Source organism: Paenibacillus sp. PL2-23, from assembly GCF_040834005.1.
Lineage (GTDB): Bacteria > Bacillota > Bacilli > Paenibacillales > Paenibacillaceae > Pristimantibacillus.
This window is the reverse complement of sequence record NZ_CP162129.1, coordinates 2,862,223-2,884,737: the sequence shown is the minus strand read 5'-3', so window position 1 is coordinate 2,884,737 and position 22,515 is coordinate 2,862,223. Positions and strand designations below refer to the sequence as shown.

Annotated in this window: 26 protein-coding genes and 1 riboswitch; of the genes, 9 read left to right on the top strand and 17 right to left on the bottom strand. The window is 55.3% G+C overall.

What is annotated here, in order from left to right:
- Positions 1-8: 8 nt before the first annotated feature.
- Both AB1S56_RS12495 and AB1S56_RS12490 read right to left on the bottom strand, forming a co-directional pair.
- Entirely contained in the window at positions 9-1,439 is a 1,431-nt protein-coding gene (locus tag AB1S56_RS12495) for an MBOAT family O-acyltransferase (protein WP_340867411.1), read from the bottom strand.
- Positions 1,440-1,488: 49 nt separating this feature from the next.
- Complete coding sequence (locus AB1S56_RS12490) at positions 1,489-1,914, bottom strand: GNAT family N-acetyltransferase (RefSeq protein WP_340867984.1); 426 nt, start codon at positions 1,912-1,914, stop codon at positions 1,489-1,491.
- 156 nt (positions 1,915-2,070) lie between these two features.
- On the opposite strand from AB1S56_RS12490, the gene AB1S56_RS12485 reads away from it, so the two are divergent.
- The 3 genes from AB1S56_RS12485 (at position 2,071) to AB1S56_RS12475 (ending at position 5,139) form a co-directional block, all read left to right on the top strand.
- Positions 2,071-3,030, top strand: coding sequence for a cation diffusion facilitator family transporter (locus tag AB1S56_RS12485; protein WP_340867413.1), 960 nt, complete (start codon positions 2,071-2,073; stop codon positions 3,028-3,030).
- 106 nt (positions 3,031-3,136) lie between these two features.
- Positions 3,137-3,937: a (2Fe-2S)-binding protein gene (locus AB1S56_RS12480; protein ID WP_340867414.1), complete on the top strand. Its 801-nt coding sequence runs from the start codon at positions 3,137-3,139 to the stop codon at positions 3,935-3,937.
- Complete coding sequence (locus tag AB1S56_RS12475; protein WP_340867415.1) at positions 3,937-5,139, top strand: chloride channel protein; 1,203 nt, start codon at positions 3,937-3,939, stop codon at positions 5,137-5,139. The genes AB1S56_RS12480 and AB1S56_RS12475 overlap by 1 nt, the downstream gene beginning before the upstream one ends.
- Here the strand turns inward: AB1S56_RS12475 and AB1S56_RS12470 are convergent.
- Positions 5,121-5,999, bottom strand: a complete 879-nt coding sequence (locus tag AB1S56_RS12470) for a radical SAM/SPASM domain-containing protein (protein WP_340867416.1) — start codon at positions 5,997-5,999, stop codon at positions 5,121-5,123. The two genes, AB1S56_RS12475 and AB1S56_RS12470, sit on opposite strands and share 19 nt — an antisense overlap.
- A 31-nt stretch (positions 6,000-6,030) precedes the next feature.
- Positions 6,031-6,498: a thiol-disulfide oxidoreductase DCC family protein gene (locus AB1S56_RS12465; RefSeq protein WP_340867418.1), complete on the bottom strand. Its 468-nt coding sequence runs from the start codon at positions 6,496-6,498 to the stop codon at positions 6,031-6,033.
- Positions 6,499-6,606: 108 nt separating this feature from the next.
- A riboswitch (guanidine-I (ykkC/yxkD leader) is annotated at positions 6,607-6,705 on the top strand.
- A gap of 73 nt (positions 6,706-6,778) precedes the next feature.
- Here AB1S56_RS12465 and AB1S56_RS12460 point away from each other — a divergent pair.
- Positions 6,779-7,165: a multidrug efflux SMR transporter gene (locus AB1S56_RS12460; protein ID WP_340867419.1), complete on the top strand. Its 387-nt coding sequence runs from the start codon at positions 6,779-6,781 to the stop codon at positions 7,163-7,165.
- Positions 7,162-7,476 (top strand): multidrug efflux SMR transporter, encoded by a 315-nt coding sequence (locus tag AB1S56_RS12455; RefSeq protein ID WP_340867421.1) that lies wholly within the window; start codon positions 7,162-7,164, stop codon positions 7,474-7,476. The genes AB1S56_RS12460 and AB1S56_RS12455 overlap by 4 nt, the downstream gene beginning before the upstream one ends.
- Before the next feature lie 64 nt (positions 7,477-7,540).
- On the opposite strand, the gene AB1S56_RS12450 is transcribed toward AB1S56_RS12455, so the two are convergent.
- From AB1S56_RS12450 to AB1S56_RS12440, 3 genes are read right to left on the bottom strand one after another with little or no spacing between them, the layout of a single operon-like run.
- Positions 7,541-7,759, bottom strand: coding sequence for a cold-inducible protein YdjO-related protein (locus AB1S56_RS12450; RefSeq protein WP_340867422.1), 219 nt, complete (start codon positions 7,757-7,759; stop codon positions 7,541-7,543).
- A 27-nt stretch (positions 7,760-7,786) separates the two neighbouring features.
- The gene (locus AB1S56_RS12445; RefSeq protein ID WP_340867423.1) at positions 7,787-8,857 is read right to left on the bottom strand and encodes a lactonase family protein; all 1,071 of its coding nucleotides are present in this window, start codon (positions 8,855-8,857) and stop codon (positions 7,787-7,789) included.
- A gap of 25 nt (positions 8,858-8,882) precedes the next feature.
- Complete coding sequence (locus AB1S56_RS12440; protein ID WP_340867425.1) at positions 8,883-9,611, bottom strand: DsbA family oxidoreductase; 729 nt, start codon at positions 9,609-9,611, stop codon at positions 8,883-8,885.
- Positions 9,612-9,753: 142 nt separating this feature from the next.
- Between AB1S56_RS12440 and xerS the strand changes: the two genes are divergently transcribed.
- Positions 9,754-10,857 (top strand): tyrosine recombinase XerS, encoded by a 1,104-nt coding sequence (xerS, locus tag AB1S56_RS12435; protein WP_340867426.1) that lies wholly within the window; start codon positions 9,754-9,756, stop codon positions 10,855-10,857.
- A 31-nt stretch (positions 10,858-10,888) separates the two neighbouring features.
- Here the strand turns inward: xerS and AB1S56_RS12430 are convergent, their stop codons facing one another.
- The gene (locus tag AB1S56_RS12430) at positions 10,889-11,410 is read right to left on the bottom strand and encodes an ADP-heptose synthase (protein ID WP_340867427.1); all 522 of its coding nucleotides are present in this window, start codon (positions 11,408-11,410) and stop codon (positions 10,889-10,891) included.
- A gap of 164 nt (positions 11,411-11,574) precedes the next feature.
- Between AB1S56_RS12430 and AB1S56_RS12425 the strand changes: the two genes are divergently transcribed.
- On the top strand, positions 11,575-12,564 hold the full coding sequence (locus AB1S56_RS12425) for a YpdA family putative bacillithiol disulfide reductase (RefSeq protein ID WP_340867428.1): 990 nt from the start codon (positions 11,575-11,577) through the stop codon (positions 12,562-12,564).
- Here the strand turns inward: AB1S56_RS12425 and AB1S56_RS12420 are convergent.
- From AB1S56_RS12420 to AB1S56_RS12385, 8 genes are all read right to left on the bottom strand, one after another.
- A complete protein-coding gene (locus AB1S56_RS12420) occupies positions 12,561-13,886 on the bottom strand; it encodes a DUF4129 domain-containing protein (protein WP_340867429.1) in 1,326 nt (441 codons plus the stop codon). The two genes, AB1S56_RS12425 and AB1S56_RS12420, sit on opposite strands and share 4 nt — an antisense overlap.
- Positions 13,883-14,998 (bottom strand): DUF58 domain-containing protein, encoded by a 1,116-nt coding sequence (locus AB1S56_RS12415; protein ID WP_340867430.1) that lies wholly within the window; start codon positions 14,996-14,998, stop codon positions 13,883-13,885. Before AB1S56_RS12415 ends, AB1S56_RS12420 begins: the two co-directional genes overlap by 4 nt.
- Positions 14,999-15,004: 6 nt before the next feature.
- Complete coding sequence (locus AB1S56_RS12410) at positions 15,005-15,964, bottom strand: MoxR family ATPase (protein ID WP_340867431.1); 960 nt, start codon at positions 15,962-15,964, stop codon at positions 15,005-15,007.
- Positions 15,965-15,997: 33 nt separating this feature from the next.
- Positions 15,998-16,909, bottom strand: coding sequence for a polysaccharide deacetylase family protein (locus AB1S56_RS12405; RefSeq protein ID WP_340867433.1), 912 nt, complete (start codon positions 16,907-16,909; stop codon positions 15,998-16,000).
- Between the two features lie 45 nt (positions 16,910-16,954).
- The gene (locus AB1S56_RS12400; protein ID WP_340867986.1) at positions 16,955-17,608 is read right to left on the bottom strand and encodes an MOSC domain-containing protein; all 654 of its coding nucleotides are present in this window, start codon (positions 17,606-17,608) and stop codon (positions 16,955-16,957) included.
- A 224-nt stretch (positions 17,609-17,832) separates the two neighbouring features.
- Entirely contained in the window at positions 17,833-19,476 is a 1,644-nt protein-coding gene (locus tag AB1S56_RS12395; RefSeq protein ID WP_340867434.1) for an amino acid permease, read from the bottom strand.
- A gap of 129 nt (positions 19,477-19,605) precedes the next feature.
- Entirely contained in the window at positions 19,606-20,217 is a 612-nt protein-coding gene (locus tag AB1S56_RS12390) for a DUF3298 and DUF4163 domain-containing protein (protein ID WP_340867435.1), read from the bottom strand.
- Between the two features lie 88 nt (positions 20,218-20,305).
- A complete protein-coding gene (locus tag AB1S56_RS12385; protein ID WP_340867436.1) occupies positions 20,306-21,031 on the bottom strand; it encodes an ATP-binding cassette domain-containing protein in 726 nt (241 codons plus the stop codon).
- Positions 21,032-21,185: 154 nt separating this feature from the next.
- On the opposite strand from AB1S56_RS12385, the gene AB1S56_RS12380 reads away from it, so the two are divergent.
- Positions 21,186-21,410 carry a hypothetical protein gene (locus AB1S56_RS12380; RefSeq protein ID WP_340867437.1) on the top strand — a complete coding sequence of 75 codons (225 nt, stop codon included), beginning with the start codon at positions 21,186-21,188 and terminating at the stop codon, positions 21,408-21,410.
- A gap of 54 nt (positions 21,411-21,464) precedes the next feature.
- Here the strand turns inward: AB1S56_RS12380 and AB1S56_RS12375 are convergent, their stop codons facing one another.
- On the bottom strand, positions 21,465-21,602 hold the full coding sequence (locus AB1S56_RS12375) for a hypothetical protein (protein ID WP_340867438.1): 138 nt from the start codon (positions 21,600-21,602) through the stop codon (positions 21,465-21,467).
- A gap of 171 nt (positions 21,603-21,773) precedes the next feature.
- On the opposite strand from AB1S56_RS12375, the gene AB1S56_RS12370 reads away from it, so the two are divergent.
- The gene (locus AB1S56_RS12370) at positions 21,774-22,511 is read left to right on the top strand and encodes an HAD hydrolase-like protein (protein WP_340867439.1); all 738 of its coding nucleotides are present in this window, start codon (positions 21,774-21,776) and stop codon (positions 22,509-22,511) included.
- Positions 22,512-22,515 lie beyond the last annotated feature (4 nt).

Genomic DNA, 22,515 nt, shown 5'->3' with positions numbered 1-22,515 from the left:
ACGTCACCTCAAAATTGGAAATATAAAAACTTGGACACCGACGTCATCTGCGTAAGCGACACGCCCAGCAGGAACGCGGCGGCAATCGCATGGCGAATGCGCGGCTGGAACTCCTGTGTCATCTGTGCCGAGCTGCGCCCGAAGAAGGCAATGGCCATGCCGATGAGCAGCAGCGCGATGGTATAGGCGTTATAGGCCGCGAAGGCAAGCAGCTTGTCAACCGTCGCTTGTAGCCCGAGTCCAGCAAAGTCTGCGCCGCTCACCAGCATGCCCAGCACCTGCCACGCCTCGCTCATGGAATCGGATACGAACAGAATGCGCGTCGCGATGACGCCCCCGAAGGTAAGGGTCCAGGCCAGCAGGAAGGGCAGCTTCAGCTTATTGCGATACATGTAATGCGACATACATACAAATACGCCGTTCAGAATGCCCCAGACGATGAACTGCCAGCCTGCGCCGTGCCAGAAGCCGGATACAAAAAACGTCATCATTACGGAGAAATAGAAGTTGAAGCTGCCGCTGCCCTTCTTGTAGAAGCTCCGGAATATATAATCCGACAGGAACTTCGATAAGGTCATGTGCCACCGCTGCCAATATTCCCTGAAGTTCCTCGCCTTGTAAGGCGAGTTGAAGTTATGCGGAAGCCGGATATTGAACAGCAGCGCCAGCCCAAGCGCCATATCCGCATAGCCCGACAGGTCGAAATAGTAGGAAATCGTATAGCCCACGGAAGCTGCCCAAGCCGTAAGCGTATCTCCCGCTCCGACATTGGCGTAGAACGCCGCCGAATAGTCCGTCAGGGGATCGGCGAGCAATATTTTTTTGGCACAGCCGATGGAGAACAGGAACATGCCCAGCATCAGGTTGGCCCTATTGAACAACCGGGCCGATGGATCCTGGAACTGCGGAATAACATCCCCGTGATGCACGATCGGCCCTACAATCAGCTGCGGGAAAAATGTAATAAACAGCATAAAATCGATAAGCGGCGTCTCCTTCGTCTGACCGCGGTAGCAGTCCACGAGGTATGCGATCAGCTGGAACGTGTAGAAGGATATGCCCAGCGGCAGCACGATCTCCAGCAGAGGAAACGCTTGTCCGCTTAGGAGATTGATATTCTCAATCGCGAAGTTCGCATATTTGTAGTAGCCGAGGAACGCGATATTGAGCAGCAGCCCCGCTGTCAGCAGAAGCCGCTTCGTCCATCTTCGGCCGCTCTTGTCCGCAATCACGATTAAGGAGCCAAGCGCATAGTTGATCAGCACATCGGCGATGAACAGCACAAAAAACGTTCCGCTGCCCTGCGCATAGAAGTACAAGGAAGCCAGAACCAGCCATAGCTTGGAATAGATCGGCCGCTTGAACAGGGCAAGCACGCGATATCCCAAAAAAACAATCGGCAAAAATATAAAGATAAATGTATATGTAGAAAATATCAACGGCACAACCTTCTTTCATAGCTGCTCTAGCAGGCGCTGCCGCCCCTCTCTAATCCAGCTTCTTGATCATCCGAATATGGGGAATGCCGTCCTCCATAAATTCTTCTCCATCGGCGGCATAACCAAGCTTGCTGTAGAAGCCCGCCGCTTGAGTCTGCGCGTGAAGCTTCGCCTTGCCGAGCCCCCGCTCCCTGGCGATAGACTCCAGCTCAGCCATAATGGCAGCGCCTGCTTGATGCTTGCGGTACGGCGCCAGCACACAGATCCGCTCCAGCTTGGCGACATCCTCCACTTGTCTCACCCGGCCTGCGCCGACTGGCCTTCCGTCATAGGAGACAATGACATGCGAAGCCGCTTCTTCATGCTCATCTATCTCAATCTCAGGCGATACGCCTTGCTCCTGCACGAATACCTCCGTACGAATGCGGAAAGCCTCCTTCAGCTCTTCTTGCGTCTGTACTCTTGTTCTTGTCAGCATGGCCTAGCGCCACTCCCTTCTGCTATTCCTCCTCATTATAATGGCTCAAGTGCGAAATGCCAAAAGTTCGACGAATTTCGTGTACATTGAAGTTGGGCACTCGTAGGCATATAATGACAGTTAAGGAAAGGGACAATGGAGGAGATGGATACAATGAGTCAATTCTGGGCGCTAGTCAAAAAAGGCAATACATCTTCCGCTACGGCGGCTCTGGGCAATACGGGCCTGGCGATCATTAAAGCAATCGCCGCTGGCGTCAGCGGCAGCGGCACCATGTTCGCCTCCGCTATGCATTCCGTCGCGGATGCCGTTAATCAAGGCTTTGTATTTGTGGGCAGCGTCCTCGCTGAACGCCAGCCGACCAAGCGGTTCCCGACAGGCTTCGGACGTGTCGTCAACCTGTTCTGCATGATAGCGGTAATTGTCGTCACCGTTATGGCGTACGAAACCTTCCTCAAGGGCATCAAGCTGCTTAAGCACCCCGAGGAAGCATCCAGCTTCTGGCTGAATTTCGCCGTGTTGACGATCGCTATCATCATCGATGGGGCCATTCTGATCAAAGCGATGAAGGAAATTGTGAAGGAGACTCGCTCCGGCGCAACCGGCTTTGGCATCTGGACCTCTGCTATTCGCAATGCGGGCAGAGCTACCCCGCCAACAAGGCTTGTATTCTACGAGGATATTGTGGCGACGCTTGGACAAGTATTTGCTCTGATTGCCGTCGTTCTGGCTCAGACGACCAGCTTCAAGCTGATGGACGGCATCGCGACGGTCATTATCTCCTTTATGATGATAGGCGTCGCCTTCAAGGTTGGTTATGACAACATGGTAGGCTTGATTGGGGTTGCCGCGCCGAAGGATGTCGAGGATCGGATTGGCCAGCTTATTCTCTCCAACGCAGACGTCGTGGATATTAATCAAATGCGTATTGTGCAGGAAGGCCGCAGATACCATGTAGAGGCGTATGTAGAGCTCAAGAAGGGCTTTACGCTGGCGGAGGCCACCGGAATCAAGCTGAGAGTCACCGAAAAGCTGCTTCATGATCACGATGTGGCGGACGTGACGCTTGGGATTATGGACGATAACGGCCTGGTCACATGGCCCAAGGTCTGAGAATCCTCGGCATCCCCCGCCTTTAATTGACAATAATCTTCCCTCCCCTCTATAATGACACTAATGACTAAATGATAATCATTGTCAATATAGAGGGAGGCTTCGTATGACACAGGAGCTGGATTTCACACTGATCAAAACGTATTATCATATTTCGCCGGAAGGCGCGGAAGCGCCGTTATATGAGCTTCCTGCAAGCGAACTGCTGGAGCGCTCCAAGGCCGTGGAAGCGTTGAAGGAGGTCGGCAGGCTGTGGAAGTCGACAAGCATGGAGCTTCCTGCCTCCTTCACCGGCATGACATTTTTTAATTTGGGACTTATGAATATGCTGTTCGCAGCGACTCATCATCAATTTCTTCGCATCCCCCTCGACAAGCTGACCTTCCAGCTGGAGTGGCATCATGATCATGTCCATATCGGCTACAGGATTAACGAGCTGAATGCCCAGCCTGTACCTGTTGAGCCAGAGCTGAGACACACGGCGCTGCAGGAGCTGTGGAGGGTCTTCCTGCAAGAAACCGCCATTCCAGGCATTGAGGCAATAGCCGAGGCTGGCGGCGTCAAGCCGGAGCTTATCTGGAATCAATTCGGCGCGCAGATTCATTCCGTCATGGCCTATATTCGTACCGATCCCAACATATCTGCATTAACTGAGCAGCTGGCATCCGATTTCCGAATCATTGAAGCGCTGCCGGCGGAAGCCTTCCAGCGCCGCCGCAATCCTTATGTACATACGCCCAAGTACATCGACAATCCTCGTTCTCTTCCAGACGGCAAATATATTCTTCGGTCATCCTGCTGTATGTACGATCGGCGGGAAGGCGGCCAGAAATGTTATAACTGTCCTCAAATGCTGCCGCAAGAGCGGGATGAGCGGCGCAAGCAAATATTGGCGGCGCAGACCTGATGCGCCAGCACGCAAAGCTGCTGCTGATCCAATCGGCGATGGCGCTGCCTATTGGCGCCGCTGCGGGAACGGCGTCGGCTTTTTTCCTGTTCAGCCTGGCCTATGTGACGGACCGGCAGACGGAATCGCCGTGGCTGCTCTGGCTTCTCCCAATAGGCGGCGCGCTTGTCGCCATGGTCTATGCCAGGTACGGCCAGCAATCGATGCGCGGCAATAATCTTGTGCTGGAGCAAGCGCACAGCGGCGACGGCCAGATCCCGCTGCGAATGGCGCCGCTCGTCCTGCTCGGCACGCTTGTTACCCATTTGTTCGGCGGCTCGGCCGGACGTGAGGGCACTGCCGTACAGATGGGGGGCAGCTTGTCCTCCGCAATCGCCAGGCTGTACCCGTTCACGCCGGAGCACCGGCGCATGCTGGTGCTGTGCGGCATCAGCGCCGGCTTCGGCTCGGTATTCGGCACTCCCCTCGCGGGAACCGTCTTCGCCATGGAAGCGGCGGCTCACCGGTCTATGCGACTGCTCGCCGTTCTGCCCTGTCTGGCAGCGGGATATGCCGGTCACTTCGTCACCATGGCCTGGGGAGCAGACCACCCGCATTATGAGATGGGCCTCGTCCCCCCTCTGGAGGGAGCGCTTCTATGGAAGCTCGGCGCGGCGGCCATCGCATTCGGACTAGCAGCCATGCTGTTCACGAGGCTGACAGGCGCGCTGAAGAAGCTGTTCGCCGAGAAGGTGGTCAGCCTTCCTCTGCGCAGCTTCATTGGCGGCGTCATTATTATTGGCCTAGTGGCCCTTACAGGCAGCCGTGACTATCTGGGCTTAAGCCTGCCCTTAATCGATCAGGCGTTCCAGGAAGCCGTTGCTTACGAGACCTTCCTGCTGAAAACCCTGTTCACCTCCGTCACGCTGGGAGCGGGCTACCTCGGCGGCGAGGTTACGCCGCTGTTCGTCATTGGCTCGACGCTTGGCAGCGCGTTATCCGCAGCGCTGGGACTGCCGGCGCCATTCCTGGCAGCGCTTGGGCTGGCTGCTGTATTCGGCGCCGCCTCCAAGACGCCTCTCGCTTGCACCGTGCTTGGGCTGGAGCTGTTCGGGCTGGAGGGCGCAGTCTATCTGCTGGCGGTATGCCTGCTGAGCTCGCTTATATCCGGCAGGAACGGGATCTATGCCTCCCATGTCCGTTACTACGTGCCGAAGCGCTGACGATAGCCGCACTTGCGGCACAGCTCCTCGACGGCTTCTCTTCGCGAGAAGCCGTCGTAGATGCGGGTTGCTCTCTCCCCTTCAATAATGGCCTCGAACGGCTGTTCCCGAATATTGCCAAGATCAAGCACACCTTCTCCATCCAGGCAGCAAGGAATGACCGTTCCGTCAATCAGCACGCCCGCTTGATTGCGCAGAGCGTGGCAGAACCCTCGTCCATCGTCCTCCGGCTCCTTCAGGTCGGGCCACTTGAACTCGGGATCCTGATTCAGATAGATTCGCTCGGCAAGTTTCACCCCAGTACCCGGCTTGAACTTCTCCTCTATATGATAATCCAGTCCGTAAGCCTCCTCGATCATGGCGAGCAGCTCGCGGTTTCGCTCCCTCTTCTGATTGGCGTCGTTATCTATCTCCAGATTCCACAATCGATAAGATACCAGAAGTCCGCTTGCGGCGGTCGCTTCCTTCACGAAGTCGAGAATGTCGGCCAGGTAGCCCGCTTTGTCCTTGGAGCCGGGATGACCGTCAAAGCTGTGCAGGGAGAAATTGATCTGCCGAAGCGCCGGCTTGCCCAGCAGCTTTTCCTTGTTTTTGGCGATAAGTGTGCCATTGGTCGTAATATTCACCTTAAAGCCCTTCTCATACGCGATATCAAGCAGCTGGTCCAGCTTGGGATGCAGCAGCGGCTCTCCCTTGACATGGAAATAAATATAATCGGTATAGGGCTTAATCTGATCCAATGTATGCGAGAAGTCCTCCACCGACACGAAGCCTTTGGCTCGCTGAGTCGGCGGGCAGAACGTACAGGATAAATTGCATATGCTGGTTGTTTCAATATAAAACTTTTTGAACCTCTTCATCAGTCAACGCTCCACCTGTTCGTTATGATTGCTATTCTGTCGAGTCGACGAGCCCATTCTCCAGGAATCGGCTCATGACATCCGGTCCCGGTATGAGACAGGCCTCCGAGCGTCCGAACCACTTGTAACGGTTAGCCGCAATCCAGCGGTACACGGCGTCTCGGATCGGCTTCGGAATCACGATAAGCCCATACAGGAGCATGCGCCAGCCGCCAAGCCCCTTGCAAACGCGCAGAGCCGCGGACGATTCCCTATAGTAGCGGCCATTATCCACATAGACGAAGGAATCCCACTTCGTTTCGTCCAGCCCTCCCGCGCGGAGCAGCCGCTTGCCCGCGTCGGATTGCAGCGCCGCGAATGAGAAGCGGCGCCTGTGGTCATGCTTGACTACATAACGCGTCACGCCGTGGCACAGATGACAGACGCCGTCAATCAGCAGCACCGGGCCTGCAGGCTCGCCGCTGTCGTGTTTCCATTCTGGCTTGTTGGCAGCAGTCATCCGAGCCTCTCCTTTTTTCAAATCGATCACCTTCTATACTATCATAACGGGCACATTCTTGCACTTGACCTTGTACGGCGGGTGTACTATAATCAAACGGACTTGAACAGAACAGTCTTCTAGGGTTCCGCGGCGGATGCCGGCCAGGTCCGAGGGAAGACCTGCGGGTTAGCCGCAGACACACGGAGGGACAAAAGCCCGGGAGATCATCGTCAAGATGCTTCCCAGGGCTTTTTTTGTATGTTGTGCCTGTATTTCGCTTAAGGAAGGAGTGATCACGGTGAAGAAGCAAGCCACGCATGCCAATCTATATTGGGGACTCGTATTTCTGTCCGGCATCTTCGAGGTGGGCTGGGTCGCAGGGCTAAAGCATGCGGACAGCCTCGTCTCCTGGTCTCTTACAATAGCCGCGATCCTATTAAGCTTCGCCATCTTGCTGTACACGTCCCAGAAGCTGCCGACCAGCACGGTTTACGCCGTGTTCGTGGGGTTAGGAACGGCGGGCACGGTCTTCGCCGAGATGCTTCTATATGACGAGCTGTTCAGCTGGGCCAAAATGTCATTCATTGGCTTGCTGCTGGTTGGTATTATTGGCCTTAAGCTTGTCACCTCCAGCCAAGAGGAAACCAGAGAATCGAAGAAACAGCGGGGCGGTGAACGAGAATGAGCTGGATGTTTGTCATATTGGCGGGACTATTCGAGGTCGTTGGCGTCGCCGGAATGGCCCGCTTCAACAACAAGGCGTCTGTCCTTAACTTTCTCATGCTTGGCGGAGGATTCCTGACGAGCTTCCTTCTCTTGTCCCTAAGCATGGAGCAGCTGCCTATGGGGACGGCTTACGCCGTTTGGACGGGAATTGGCACCGTTGGCAGCGCGTTGGTCGGCATTCTGTTTTTCCGGGAATCCAGAAGCGTTCTGCGGCTCTTTTTCATTACGCTGGTGCTTGTTGCTGTCGTTGGCTTAAAGCTGGTTGAATAGGTTTATTGGACAAAAAAGCTGCTGCACGCCATGTTGGCGGACAGCAGCTTTTCGCTTGCCCTTGCTAGAAGAGCGATTTGGGCTTGCGAGGCTGGGCTTTGGCTTTATTCTGAACCGGCGGCAGATGTCTCATGCTGCGGTGCATGGGCCCCTTGCAAATAGGGCATTGCTGCTCTGTTGCGGCGAACTCGTCTCTCACCCATGCCTTGCATTCCGTATTTTTGCATTTCCATATCTTAGTTGGCTTTAAATTTTTATCTTTCGTGTCTGGGCTTGAGGTCACGTATAGATTAGTCCTTTCGTCTGTAAGCTAGGCGTATACGGGAATGACGCAAACGGGCTTGGAGGCTTCCAGCTCATGCCCCGTCGGAGTTAAGGTGCCCGCTAACCGGTCAACGCGGAATGTCACCAGATTGTTGGTGTCCCGATTGGCCGCAATCAAATAATCGCCGGAAGGCGTCAGCGCAAAGTGTCTTGGATGGCCCCCGCCCACGGACATGTGCTGAATGACGTTCAGCTTGCCCGATTCCTCATCGATGCTATATACGACAATGCTGTCATGTCCGCGATTGGAGCCGTACAAGAACCGTCCATCGGAGGAGACGGCAATTTCGGCGCAGCCATTGTCGCCCTGGTAATCCATTGGCAGCGTGCTGATCGTCTGCAGCTCAGTCAGCTTGCCCGCGTCCGCATCATATCCGAATGCGGTAACGGTAGAGTTCAGCTCATTAATGACATAAGCGAATGCGCCTCCGGGACGGATGGCCAGATGTCTGGGTCCCGAGCCGGGCTGCAGCTTGGTCTCATGATGCGGAATCAGCTTGCCCCCCTCAGCATCCAGCCGGTAGGTCACGATGAGGTCCAGGCCAAGATCCTGCACGAACAAATATTGGCCATCCGGACTGTAGAAGCTGGAATGCGGATGCGGCCGATCCTGGTTGGGATGTACGCTGCTGCCTTCATGCTGGACAACATCCAGAAGCTCGCCGATTCCGCCATCCGCGTCCAGGCCAAGCAGGCCTGTCATGCCGCCATGATAGCTTGTCACCGTCAAGAAGCGGTTATGCGCATCCTTCTGAATGTGGCAGGTTGTCGCTTGCACGGTTGGCTTTCTGTTGATGAGGGTAAGCGAAGTCCGATCGTCACCGATCTGGAACGCAGCAGCTTCCCCAATCTTTTTGCCCTCCTCATTGACGCCTTCAGAGATGGCATACAGACGGCTATTATCCATATCCACGTGAATAAAGGTCGGATTCTTCAAGCCCGCAAAGTGTCTGAGCTCTGTTAATTGACCGGTTTCTTCGTTCATCCGATAGACGCCGATGCCCTTATCCGCTTCCTCCGCATAGGCGCCTGTAAAAATCAATAGCTCTTTCGACATGATGAACTTACCTCCCCCAATTGGTTCAATACGATTTGTTTGTATCTGTTCCCGGAATATCGCATTGGCCGTCAGCGCATGCCGCGCCGTCGTCGCCTTCCACCTGAATCAGCTCAGGCTGCTTGTCCGCCCACGCCTTCTGCAGCGTCTCCAGGAATACGGACTCCGCTTGAGCGCCGGAAATTCCGTATTTGCGGTCGATGACAAAAAACGGCACGCCTCGGATGTCAAGCTGGCTGCCTTCCTGCTCCTGCTCTCGCACGATGTCTCCGAATTGCTCGGAGTGAAGCAGCTCCTCCACCTGATGGGCGTCCAGACCGACCTCTGTCGCCAACTCGATGAGCCGCTGCTTGTCCCCAATCCGGTTGTTATCGGTAAAATAAGCGCGGAACAGCCGTTCAGCCATCTGGCTTCCAAGTCCCTGCGCTGCCGCATATTGGGATAGACGATGCGCGTCGTACGTATTCTGCACGTACTGATCGTCGAACCGGAATTGCAGGCCGGCTGAAGCTGCCTGCCCTGCGACATTGGCGCCCGCGGCCACCGCCTGCTCTAAGCTCATGCCATATTTTTGGGCCAGCATCTCATGTGTCCGCATATTTGCCGCAGAGTCGGCATGAGGGTCCAGCTCGTAGCTTTTGTATTCGATGACGACCTGCTCTTTATGTTCGAAACGGGCAAGTGCTGCCTCCAGGCGGCGCTTGCCTATGTAGCAAAACGGGCATACAAAATCTGACCAAATCTCAACCTTCATTAGTTTCCCCTCCTTACTCTTTAAGTTAACGGTCCTTATTATACCATGACTTGAGCCAAAGCACGATTCCAGACCGTCGGCTGTTGTTCATTCTGCCGCCGCTTGATAAAATAATAGTCACTAGAAGGAAGGAGCGGAGCCTATGAACATCATCAAGCTGAAGGACCGCGAGGAGCTGGACGCCAAGCTGCCCCATATGCCTTGGTATATCGAGCAGTTTATTCATTACAAGCTTCCCGATTTATCCCCTTCCTCGCTTGTGGAATATCTCAGGGATTACGAGACATTTCTGAAATGGATGATGAGCGAGGGTCTCACAGCCGCCGCCAGGCTGAAGGACGTGCAGCTGACAGACCTTGAGGTGCTGAAGATGGAGAGCATCGATAATTATCGCATGTTCCTGTCCACCTACAAGCCGGAACGAAACAATCGCACCACGATTTCAAGGAAGCTGTCCTCCCTCCGCTCGCTTTTTCATTATTTGAGCCAGATTGCGGAGGATGACGACTTTTATCCCCTGTTGAAGCGGAACGTGATGGCCAAGGTTGCTATCAAACGTACCCACAAGCCTAAGGATACGGCGGCCAAGCTGGAGGGCAAGCTGCTGCAGGACGAGGAAATAACGGAATTCCTGACCTATATCAAGGTGCATTATGGCGTGGAGCTTGCCAGCAACAAGCAGGCGATGTACGCGTATGAGCTGAACAAAATTAGAGACGTCTGCATCATCAGCTTTATTCTGCATTCCGGACTTCGGGTCTCGGAGCTCGTCAATTTGAACGTGGATGATATCGATATGAAGAAGAAGCTGTGTTATGTATTCCGCAAGGGCAAGAATGACGACACCTTTAAGACGCCCGTCTATTTCCGCCAGGACGCCATTGATGACTTGAACAGCTATTTGGCGCTTCGCGAAGTGCGGTACAAGGCTCCCAAGCGGGAGAAAGCGTTGTTCCTGGCCATAGCCAACGGCAAAAACGAAGGCTCGCGCATGACCAAACGAGCGATTCAAGCGATGGTGATCAAATATGCGAAGCGATTCGGCAAGCCTTATCTGTCCGTTCATAAGCTGAGGCATTCCTTCGCAACGGATTATTATTTGCAGAACGATATCTACAAAACACAGGAGCAATTAGGCCACGCGTCGCCCGAAACGACACAAATCTACGCTCATCTCACCGACAAGACGATGGCCGAGGCCATCGATCGGCGGAGCAAAGAAGGCAAGCAGGAGGAACGGGATTAATGCCGTTCTCTGCTTGCCTTCTTGCTCTCCATCACACTTCCATATCTGCCGAAGTAAACTCCGACTCCAGCGCAAATTCGAAATCCTCAATATCGTACACCTGCACCGGCACTTCTGATTCGATCAGCTTATCCATAAATTCGAATTGATCCGATAGGAGCGGAATATCCAGCTTCATTGCCGTCAAGAGCAGCTCCGTCTCGATGGGATCAAACCGTTCGCCGTATTCTGCCGAATCAATGGCGTGGATGACTGTAAACTGTATGTTTTCGTCTAGCAGCAGAGCCGAGCTCTCCCGCCAAGGCACCTGAAGCGCCTTTTCGATTTTTTTGCGGTTTAGGGAATCCTCGAAAAACTGGATTAATTCCGTTATTTTTTTCTTAACGTGCCCGTCGTCCTCCGGATTGTCCATGACGGGATCCGAGCTGTCTCTCATATCATAGAGCTCCGCAATGGACGAATATGGCACCACGTAATCGACAGGACGACCTGGCACTAGAAGATGCCCATACGATGCCACCATCACTGCTTCAATTACAAACCGTCGACGCATGGTCTCTCCCCCCGATTCTAACTGGCTTTCACCCTATTATACAACAATCCGCGCGTCGTACAAGATCATCTCTGCCTATGTTTGCGCGGCTGCCGCCGCCTCCTGTACAATGTCAATATCGTCATTTTGTATTCATTCTATTAGCTTCTAGGAGGGCCCCGTTTATGACACAGCATGCCACGGAGCATACCATCATTATTGGAGGCGGACCTTGCGGGTTAGCCGCGGCAATCGAGCTGCAGCGAGCCGGCGAAGCTCCGCTGATTATAGAGAAACGGAATATCGTGCACGCGATTTCGCAATATCCCACCTATATGCATTTTTTCAGTTCGCCCGAAATGTTGGAGATTGGAGATATTCCCTTTACAACTGCACACGAGAAGCCTTCGCGCCTGGAGGCGCTGCATTATTACCGGACAGCTGCGCAGCGGCATCATGTTCGCATTCAGCCCTATGTAGAGGTAACAGCCATCCATAAGCTTCAGGGAGGCTTTGAGCTGGAGGCTCGGGATCGGTTCGGCGAACCCATGCTGTATCGCTGTCAGCATGTCATTATCGCCACCGGTTACTTTGACCATCCCAACCTGCTCTCCATTCCTGGCGAGGAGCTGGACAAGGTAAGCCATTTCTTCCGCGAGGCTCATCCCTACATAGGCATGGAGGTGGCGATCATCGGCGGCAGCAACTCCGCTATCGACGCTGCGCTGGAGCTGGAGCGCGTCGGAGCCAAGGTGACCGTCATCTATCGGGGAGCGCAATATTCCACCAGCATTAAGCCTTGGGTCAGGCCAAGCTTCGAGAGCAAGGTGGCCAAAGGCTCCATCGCAATGCGATTCTCCACCCGCGTCATCGACATTCAGCCCCGCCATATTGTTGTGAGCAACGGTTCCGCCGAGGAGACGCTGGCCAACGACTTTGTGCTTGCGCTGACCGGCTTCCATCCTGATCGCGGCTTTCTGTCCGCTGCTGGCGTCACCATGGAGGAGGAGGGTTATCCGACATTCTGCGAGGATACGATGGAGACGAACGTACCCGGCATCTACCTTGCTGGCGTTGTTGCGTCCAAGCATGAGGCCAACGAAATCTTTATTGAATCCGGTCGTTTTCATGGACGGAAGATCGTGTCGCATATGAGGGAAGCAGGACGCATTTAGCGTTGCCTGCCTCCCGCCTTCACCTTGCTTCGCTTCTCGGCCATTTTGTTTTGCACCTTCTCCACATCATCGTCCCCGGGCTCACGCTCGCCATATCTGGCAAGCTCATACAGTCCCACAAGACCAAGCACACCCTCATCGGGCTTGCCCGCCTGCGTGTCCCTAGCCGTCTCCCGAGGACTTAGATGCGGCTTGGCCCTATAGCCTCCTTCAATCTGCTGCTGCAGCCAGGCTCGGTACAGGTAACGAACGCGTTCGGCATTGGAAGCCAAGCCCTTCCCGTCCAGCCTCCCGGCGCTTTGGCGCTTGCGTTTGCCTCGTGATCGACCAAGCTTCTTCGAGCTTAACGCTTCCACCACATCGACATACCCATCCTCGGCCTGCGCCGTCCCTCCCGATCTCGCCATCAGTCTGGGCAGCAGTCTTCCTGCCGCTCGAAGCAGCTTCTTCAGCATCCAATACAGCAGCACTGCTGCGGCCGCTGCTGTCACAATCGTGGCAGCGTACATCATAATCGTCTCCAGTACCCTCATGAAAGCAGAAGGCTCGGCAGACTCCCCCAGCGGAAGGCCGGGCCGTTCCGCCGGCGCTGCGGTCGGCTCAGGAGTCGGAGGCTTCTCCTCGCCTTCTCTGCCGAACAGGTACCGGAGCAGGGATTGCACCCTCTGCTCCAGCCAATCTCTCAAGCTGCGGAACAGCAGCAAGAAAGCAATACAAGCTGCAAGCGCGGACACCAGCTTGCGATTTAAGCTGTGGGAGGCGGCCCTGGCGGAGGTTTTGCGAGCATCCACCGTTTCCTTGGCCAAATGCCTATGATTAAGCATGATCATGAATATAGCGACCGCAAGGACGGCCCCCGCGTTCAAGAGCTCCGACGCAGCCCCGATCCTCTCCACCATCAGCTTAAACGGCTGCACGGCGATATAAGCGGCCAGGCCGACTATCATATGAACGGCGCTGAACGATTCCGTCCAGCCAGCCCTTCGCTCCGCAAAGCCGCGACCGCTGAACATCGCGCCTAATAAACCGCATACCGCAAGCGCAGGCCATGCCAGCTTCTCATTCACACAGAAAGCGACAAGCTGGATATGAGCTAGCCCGATTGCCGCCAGCCATACCAGTCTGGTCAGAAGGCGCAGCCTGGCTTCATCGCGCAGCAGCAGGCTTGGCAGCGCGTAGAGCAGAGGAAGCGTAAGCAGCCAGCTCGTCAAGATGACATGCTCAACTAATAGAATCCCTGACGCTAAGAGAATCGGGCCATAAAAAACAAGCTCCACATAACCCTTGGCGAGCGTGCCGAACGCTTTGGCAGCAGCCTTCACGCGCTCTCCCCCTCTCCGCTTCGAGTCCGTGCCCGCTGCGCGTCTTGCAGCTCCCAGAGCGTAACCGAATTACCTAGACGGCGCAGCGATTGTGCAGCGGCTTCAAGCTCATCGTTCCAATAGGAGGAGATGACCAGCACATCGCGGTTGGCATAACCCATTCGCGCTTCCTGCTCCAGCAGATCGCGGAGCGGCTCCGTTCGCACCAGCTGCAGCCTGGCCATCGCTTCGTAGAGCATATACAGATGCTCTTGTCCCCGTCCGGGCTCGAAGCGTAAGCTACCGAACTCCGCCATTAGCGGCATGTTCGCGGCAAGCCCGACCTCCATGCCTTGAGCGGCAGCGGCTTCCGCCGCTCCTGCCGCCCATTCAATGCCTTGCTCGATCAGAGCTTCATTGGTTACGCTGCGCCACATTCCCTCGGCATCTTCCACGTTGATAATGACCATCAAGCAACGGTCCGCCGTATAATCGTATTGATGAACCATCAGCTCTCCGGTTCTTGCGCTAGCTTTCCAGTTGACCTGCTTCATGGAATCTCCAGCCTGGTAGTCTCGCGCGCCGGCAATGACGAAGGGGTCCGGAACAATGAAGCGCCTGATGGAATAGTCTCCCTGCAGGCTTCGGGAAGGCAGCTCATGGAAGGGAACCGCAGCGGGACGGGGATAGACAACCAGCTCGCTGTTCAGCGGGAGCTGCAAGTGGCGTTGGGACATGCCAAGCACATCACCGCCTGTCAGCGTCACTGTGCTGAGACGGTAGCAGCCCCGTTTGATCGGGGTCAGTCGATGTGTTCGCGTAATACGGGTATGACCGGGCAGACTGAAGAAGCTTCGATGATTTTGGGACAGCTCTCCTCTGCTGACATCAAAGTTTTCGCTCGCGCGAAATCCGAGGAAGGCCGATAATTGCGATTCCACTCGCAGCCATGGCACAGGAAGCCGCTTCCTGTTGTCCAGTGTCTCCACCAGCTCCACCTCATCGCCTCTGAAGCAGGAGCGCTGCCGAAATTCACGTTGATAGGATAAGCCTCTGAACACCAGCTTGTTGAACACCAAGCCTTGCCCATAGAGCACCCCAGCCGTTATAAGCACGAGCCATAGAATAAACATCTCGCGCTACCCGATCGTGAGATCGGCTTCCGTCGGCACATTGGTCCCGCGGATCACCTCATCGATGATTTTCTCCCCTTGGCCCTGCGCCCGGGTCAGGCCCCGCAAGGACAGCCGATGAGCAAGCACAGGCTTGGCCATCGCTTTGACGTCATCCGGCGTCACATAATCCCTGCCGCGCAGTATAGCATGCACTTGAGCTGTGCGCAGGAGCGCCTGGCTGCCGCGAGGGCTGACGCCAATGGCCACATCCTCCCTTCGCCGCGTGGCTTCGACGACCTCCAGCAAATAGCGCAGCAAATCGTCCGATATACGCACCGAAGGGCATATGCTTTGCGCTTTCGCCAACTCCGTCGGGTCCGCGATGGGCTGAAGCTCGGCAAGAGGGTTCCGTTCCTTGAACCGCTGGAGCAGGCGGAGCCCTTCCTCCGTGGTCGGGTAGCCCATCCTCAGCTTGAACAGGAACCGGTCCAGCTGCGCCTCCGGCAGAGGGAATGTGCCCTGATGCTCCACGGGGTTCTGCGTGGCGATAACCATAAACGGCAGCTCAAGCGGCTTTGTTTCGCCGTCGATCGTCACCTGCTTCTCCTCCATACACTCCAGCAGGCTGGATTGTGTGCGCGGCGTAGCGCGGTTGAGCTCATCCGCCAGCAGCAGATTCGTGAATAACGGACCAGGGCGGAACTGGAAATCGCCTTGCTTCTGGTTGTAATAATGAATACCGCTTAGATCAGAGGGCAGCAGATCCGGCGTGAACTGCACTCTCTTGAAGGAAAGCGATAATGACCTCGCGAACGACTTGGCCAGCACCGTCTTGCCTGTGCCGGGCACATCCTCCAGCAGCACATGGCCGGAGGTCATGAGTCCGATAAATAATAGCTCGACGATCTCTTCCTTGCCTACGATCACTTCGCCGATATTATGTTTGATCCGGTCTGCCAGCGACTGGACCGCTTGATAGGACATAACGTTTCTCCTTTGCGTGTTGAGGTTATGGCATTAAGCCTTCCGGCTGCGCTGCAGCGCTTGAAGCTCGCGCCAGCGAATCAGCTTGATCCCTTCTCTCTCCAGCTCATTCCGCACATCCCGATCTCGAAAAATATCAAATTCCATACCGCGCTTCTCCGGCTGGAAGTGGAAGCCCTTCAGCTCGTCCGTCACCAGCGAGGGATGAATAATGAGCTCCGTCACCCCCGGCTTCAGGCTGCGCAGGAGCGCTTTCATTTCCTCCTTGAACGTCTCGTAGGTTTCGCCCTCCTGCAGCTGGAATGGCAGGCCCACCAAATAATCCAGAATGACGACGCCCATTGTGTCCGCCAGCTCAGCGGTTGCGCGAGCCTGCTCCTCCAGCTCCTTCGGAGCGACCCCCTTCTCCACGTTCAAATAACGGGGCAGCCGGAACGGAAGACCATAGGCCGCGCACACCTCCAGCACCTCAGGCATAAAATGTTTGCCGGTTCGCAGCCCGTACAAGCTGCCCATATGATTGTCTGCATGCGTCGGGCTCATGCCCAGGTTCAGCGCGCGTTCGATCTGTGCAATCAGCTCCCGCTTCACCTGGTCCGATTCCGCATGCTCCTCGAACGCCTGCGAGGTGGAATGGAAATAACCCGCTGCAGTGACCAGGGACGATACATCGCTGTCTGCAGCGACTGGCCCCCATTTGTAAGCGTCCCATTCACTTGTCAACGTAAGATGGATACCAACGTCATACGCGGGATTGGCCGCGCTCCACGCCGCAGCTTCACTGGACCAGCCGCAGGGCATCATCATGGTTGCCGAGCTGACAGCCCCCTCCGTCAGGAGTGTCGCCGCCGCTTTATTTACGGAGTGGCATAATCCCATATCATCGGCGTTCACCAGCAGAAGCTTGTCCTGCTCCGAATAGCCAAGCGCCTTCGCCAAGCTCATTGATAATCCCTCCACATTAGTTAATGTCATAAATCATTAATGGACTTAAAGTTTGTCCAGCCGCCCCTGAAGCTGCTTTCGCCAGCTCTCCGCAAGCTCCTGCACAGCTAGAAGCTTCTGGATGGCCGCCGCATCCTGCTTCGCAACATACATCACTTGGTTGGCTTCCGCAATGGTGAACCCCAAGGGATGGCGTTCTACAATGGCGAAGCTGTCGCCTGCACAGACCTGCCCTTCCTCCAGCACTCGGAAATAAAAGCCGCTGTAGCCCGTCTCCTGCGTTCTGACCGGCAGCGTCGGCAATGCATTGCGGAGCCCAAGCTTGAAGCAGGGCTGCCTTGGCTGGCTGACCTGCAGCACAGCTCCTCCCACTGTGAGTACATCACCGATGCAGAGATCCTCCTCCACCCAATCGCCGATGGTGAAATTTTCGCCAAATGAGCCATTCGGGAACGGCTGCCCGAACTCTTCCTGCCAGAAGGCATAACGTCGCTCAAAGTAAGCACAGACGGCTTTGTCCGGGCCTCCGTGGTTGATGGTGTCCCCTTGTCCGTCACCCTGAATCCCAAGCCGTCCCACTAGCGCCGGAGCGTCTGTCGCGCTCTTGTAGATGCCGCTCAGCACTTCCTTGGAGCCGTGCTGAAGAGGCTTGGGCTCGCCAAGCTGGATCGAGGCGAGCCTCGCTTTTGCAGCTATCATACTCAACGATTTCTCATCCTTTCTCCCTGCAGAATCATATTTCTCCCATTATAAGCGTTGCAGGGAGAAGTTGGCAAAACATAGTTTTGCCCCTAACCTCGGTCCACAAGCTATAATTGACAGACTATTTCGACAGTTCCTGTCGAAACGATCGTTTTTCTGTCCGTTATTGCGCTTCCCCGGGAAATGATCCTGAATATTCCCTTTGATTATTTCCCTCATTCTTATTTCCCCCGAGGGGCTGGGCGTGATTGCCGTCTGGAGACCAGCTCAAAAACCGTTGCCAGCAGCATCAATACAGCGAGTCCGATCGCTGCCGCATGCTCCAGCAGCAGGACGGCAGCCGCTGACGTAACAACCAGCCACAGGAACGCTGCGCCGTTCACAAGCGGGCTCCAGCCGCCTAGCTGCCATGGCGCGCTGCTCCAGCGCGACTGAACGAGGCTCTCCTCCCCTGCTCGCTGCAGGCGGGCTCTCCGGAACGGACCCCAGCTTGTGAACCGCAGCCCGATCGGAATCGCATACGCGGTATGCAACGCCACAATGGCGAATGCGAGAAGCGGCAGCAAGGCTGATCCAGGCGAAGCCATATGCGCACCCGCCAGCAAGGCAGCCGCAGTCGCGGCGCCGATCCAGCCTGCAGCCCATGGCGACTTGCCATTCCCAGAGATCAAACCAAGCTTTGAAGCAAATGGAGCCGCATTCTCCCGCGCCAACCCTAACAACGTTCTGGCGCACACGGACAAGGACTGCAGCCCGCTGCCCCAGAGCGATACAAGAATGATGAACAGAACGACAGGCGAGCCCCACAAGCCAGCCATCATCACTTCGATGTTACTCAGCATGCCCGTGGACCCGCTGCTCCAGCCCAAGGCTGACCCAGCCGCTCCAATCACACCAGAGGGTCCCGCCATAATCGCGACTAACGTTAGCAGCGCAAAGCCGATTACAAAGGCATAGGAGGTGGCCAGGAATATGGCCCACGGCACCTTCACGCGCGGCTCCATCGCTTCTTCTGCCGCTTGAGAAGCGCCATCCATGCCTATGAACAGCTTCGTCAGCCATAATAAGCCGACCAAATAAGACTCCATGCCCACCTTCCCGCTGAAGTCTATCGTTTGCAGCTGATACAGCAGCGCGGGCGAATAGCCCCCGGGCCAGAACAGCCAAGCAAGACCGGCTAGTAGCAGGAGCGCGCCTGCCAGCTGAAGCCATAGCCCCGCGGCATGTATACTCTTGAGCCAGGCCGCGCCATATTGGTGGACAGCCGCTTGCGTAGCGGCAATCGCCAGCGCAAACAGGCCAAAGGTTAGACCCGAGGTTTGATAGCCCCACAGAGCAGCTGCCGAGCTGTCGGCCGCGTACGCGCAGCCTCCAATCAACAGCGCCAGCATGGCGAGATGGCCTCCCGCATGGAACCAGCCGGCCCGCAGTCCCCAGCGCCTCCCCCCCATCTCCTTGGCTGCGTAATAGAAGCTTCCGGCTACCGGATAGGCCGAGGACAGCTCCGCCAAGCTTCCGCTTACGCACACATAGAACAAGCCTAGAAGCGGAAGTCCGTATCCGATTACGGATAAGCCTCCCTGCTGAAGCGCGGGGCCGAGCACAATGACGCTGCTTCCAAGCAGAGCCATCGTGCCGAAGGAAAGACCCATCGGCCATATGCCTCCCCCGCCTCGTCCCAGCAGCTGGGATAGGCCAAAGCGCGCAAGATCGTGCTTGTCCTGCAACAGCTGCATCTGCCGTCCGTAGCTGGCCAGGCTTTGATAGCTATTCAGCCGCACGCTCCGCTGCGCCTTGATCGCCAGCGCCAGCATAAGCATGCACACCGTTCCACCCAGTGCCATGCCCAATAACACCGTAGCCATACACTCACCTCCATATCCCTACTGTATGACTGGCTGAGGGCAACCATGCTGGATAAACGGCAAAAAAGGACCTCCGGGGCACCCCTCCGGGAGCCCTGAAAGTCCTTGTTTTGTGCATGCTACGCCTTATTAATCGTTTGCCAGCATCGGCCCCAGCGGCCCGTCTTCATTGATGATATCCCCCAGGTCGTACACCGATATGGGGAAATATAAAAACCCGTATACATAAGCCGCCAGCTCGTATAGACCAAAATAAATGACAAGCGTCCTGTCAGCGATATAGAAGGGCTGGTCGGGCGCGATCGTCTTGAACGGCTCCAAGGTGTCGATCCCGCGAGCCTGTATGCCCGCTGCTACAAATTTGTTAATCCGCGACACATAATCGCTCCCAGGCTTGAACAGCTCCGCAAGCGTATAGCTTTGGCCTGTGGACGCGTTGAAGGTCAACGACTTCTGCAGCGTCATGCCATGCGCTCCGCCGGTGTATGCGTAATTGTACATGGACAAGCTGAGGATGCCCTTTTCGTTTGTTTTCAGCTCAAAGTATCCTATCATCTCCGAGCCCGGAGCTTCCAGGCTGCCTTGGCTGTTCACAAGCTGCTGGGCTGTATGCAGCAGAGCTTTGTTGATTGCCGCCATCGCCGCTTCGCTTGTCCCTCCGCTTACGTGCGGGATGGACAAATCCGCCTTAGGAAAGGTCGCTTTTGCGGTCTGGACAATCAATGGGGATGAAACTGCCATATCGGTTTTCACCATCCTATTGTAGTGAGATACTCCACTATATGCTCACTACCGCTCATCCCATACCCCAACATCCCCCGCTCTCATCCTAGAGCTGAGATTTCTCCCGCTCCGTCAGTCTTCTGCCGTACACGTCGACAACGAGCTGGCCTTGGTTCAGTCCCAGAATACGATCCGCGTACCGCTCGGCCCAATCCCCCTGATGCAGCACAGCGATAACGATAATGCCTTCGTTCTTGCAGAGCGCCTTGAGCTCGCTGAGCACCCCATCCGCAGCATGCGGATCAAGTCCGGATACCGGCTCATCGGCCACAATGACCTTGGCCCCATGCACAAGCGCTCTGGCAATAGCCATTCTCTGCCGTTCGCCGCCGCTTAAATGCTTCGCCTTGATATGCGCCTTGTCCAGCAAGCCGCGCTTCTCGATCAAGTCCATGGCGCCCATATAGTCGTCATTGCGCACCATGCCCGTCCATCTGCGCCACGCTGGCGTTTGATTGACCGACCCGATAATGACATTTTTGAGGCCGCTCCTCTCCGGAATGAGATACGGCTTCTCTTCTATGTAAGCGACCTGCTGCTTCACCTTCTGCTTCGCCAGCCAGCCTTCCTTCAGCACATCCTTGCCGTTGAACTGGTAGGTGCCGGAGGTCCAGCTTTCCTGCAGGGCCAGACATTTCAGCAGCATCGACTTCCCGCTTCCGCTGCTTCCCTTCACCGCGATAAAATCGCCTTCATAAGCTTCAAAGCTAATATCGTTCAGAACCTTCGGACCGCCGGGGATCCGCTTGGACAAACCCTTTATTCTCAGCATTCATCGCACTCCTTCTCATCCTGCAAACGCTTCTATAAATCTAGTTTACGGCAAATAAAAAACACTTTCCACCCGAACAAATGTTTGGTATAATGAGAACAAGAACAAACGTTCTAGTTTGTGGATGTATAATGACAAAGGAGGCTTGATCACCATGAAAACCAACTGTGAGAATTTCCGTTACGTTGAGAAGGCAAGGCCACACCGCGATTTAACCTTTAAGTTTTATAGCGACGGCAGGCTCGTCATCATTAATAACGACACAGAGGAGGTGATTGGGCCTCGCGACCTGAGAAGCGACAGTCGTGACTTCTACGTACGCAAGCGAATCCTGTTCATTAAGAATCGTCTGGCGGAGACGCAGCTGAAATATGCATGACATACGGAAGAGGAGAGATCGTCCCATACGATCTCTCCTCTTTCATTGCACATGCTACATGTTTTCCTTGTTAATCCCGTTAAGACTGGCTGCTCTGTCCGCCATTTTTTCCGCTTTTGGCGTAATGGCCTTGGACTGCTGCCTCGCCTCGTTCTGCTGATTATGAATTTTTTCGCTTTTGTTGAACGGCACGTCGCTCACCTCCACTTACATTATGCGGAAGGCGAAGGCGTCCTATGCTTGCTGGGGGAAGATGGCTGGCGTTGCCGGTTCGTTCCCCTTCATTGACTAATGACATGGATTTGGGGTAGATTGTTCATACGATAGTGAACATGATCGTTCCCGCAAAGGAGACCCCATAAGATGAAACAGCATATCTTGTTTGACCTTGACGATACGTTAATTTATTGCAACAAATATTTCTTTTTTGTCGTGGATCAATTCGTCGACTCCATGACGACCTGGTTCGGCAGATCGTCCGTCGTAACGGCTGGCGCCATTCGCGACAAGCAGACGGAGATTGATATCGCCTTGATCGGCCAGACGGGGTTCAAGAGCGAGCACTTTCCGCAATCCTTTGTCGACACATACCTGTATTTCAGCGATCTGACAGGCCGCAAGCGATCTCCGGTGGAAGAGGACTTCCTGTGGAAGCTTGGCCTAAGCGTATACGAGCATGAGACGGAGCCGTATCCCCATATGGAGCATACGCTTGACGAGCTTGCGACTGCCGGCCATGAGCTCCATCTGTACACAGGCGGTGAGCTGCTGATCCAGCGGCGCAAGATTGAACGAATGGGTCTGGAACGTTATTTCAGCTCCCGTATTTATATCCGCCAGTTAAAAAATAACGACGCATTGGAGCAAATCCTGGCGACCGGCACCTTCGACCGCGAGCACACCTGGATGATCGGCAACTCCATCCGAACAGATGTCGTCCCAGCCCTCACCGCTGGAATACACGCCATTCATATGCGTATGCTCGAGGAGTGGCAATATAATATGGTGCAGATCGACGTGAAGCCGCGCGGTGCGTTTTTTACGCTGGATGAGCTGAAGGATGTGCCGGACACGATACATCGTTATGTGAATCGGGATTAGGAGC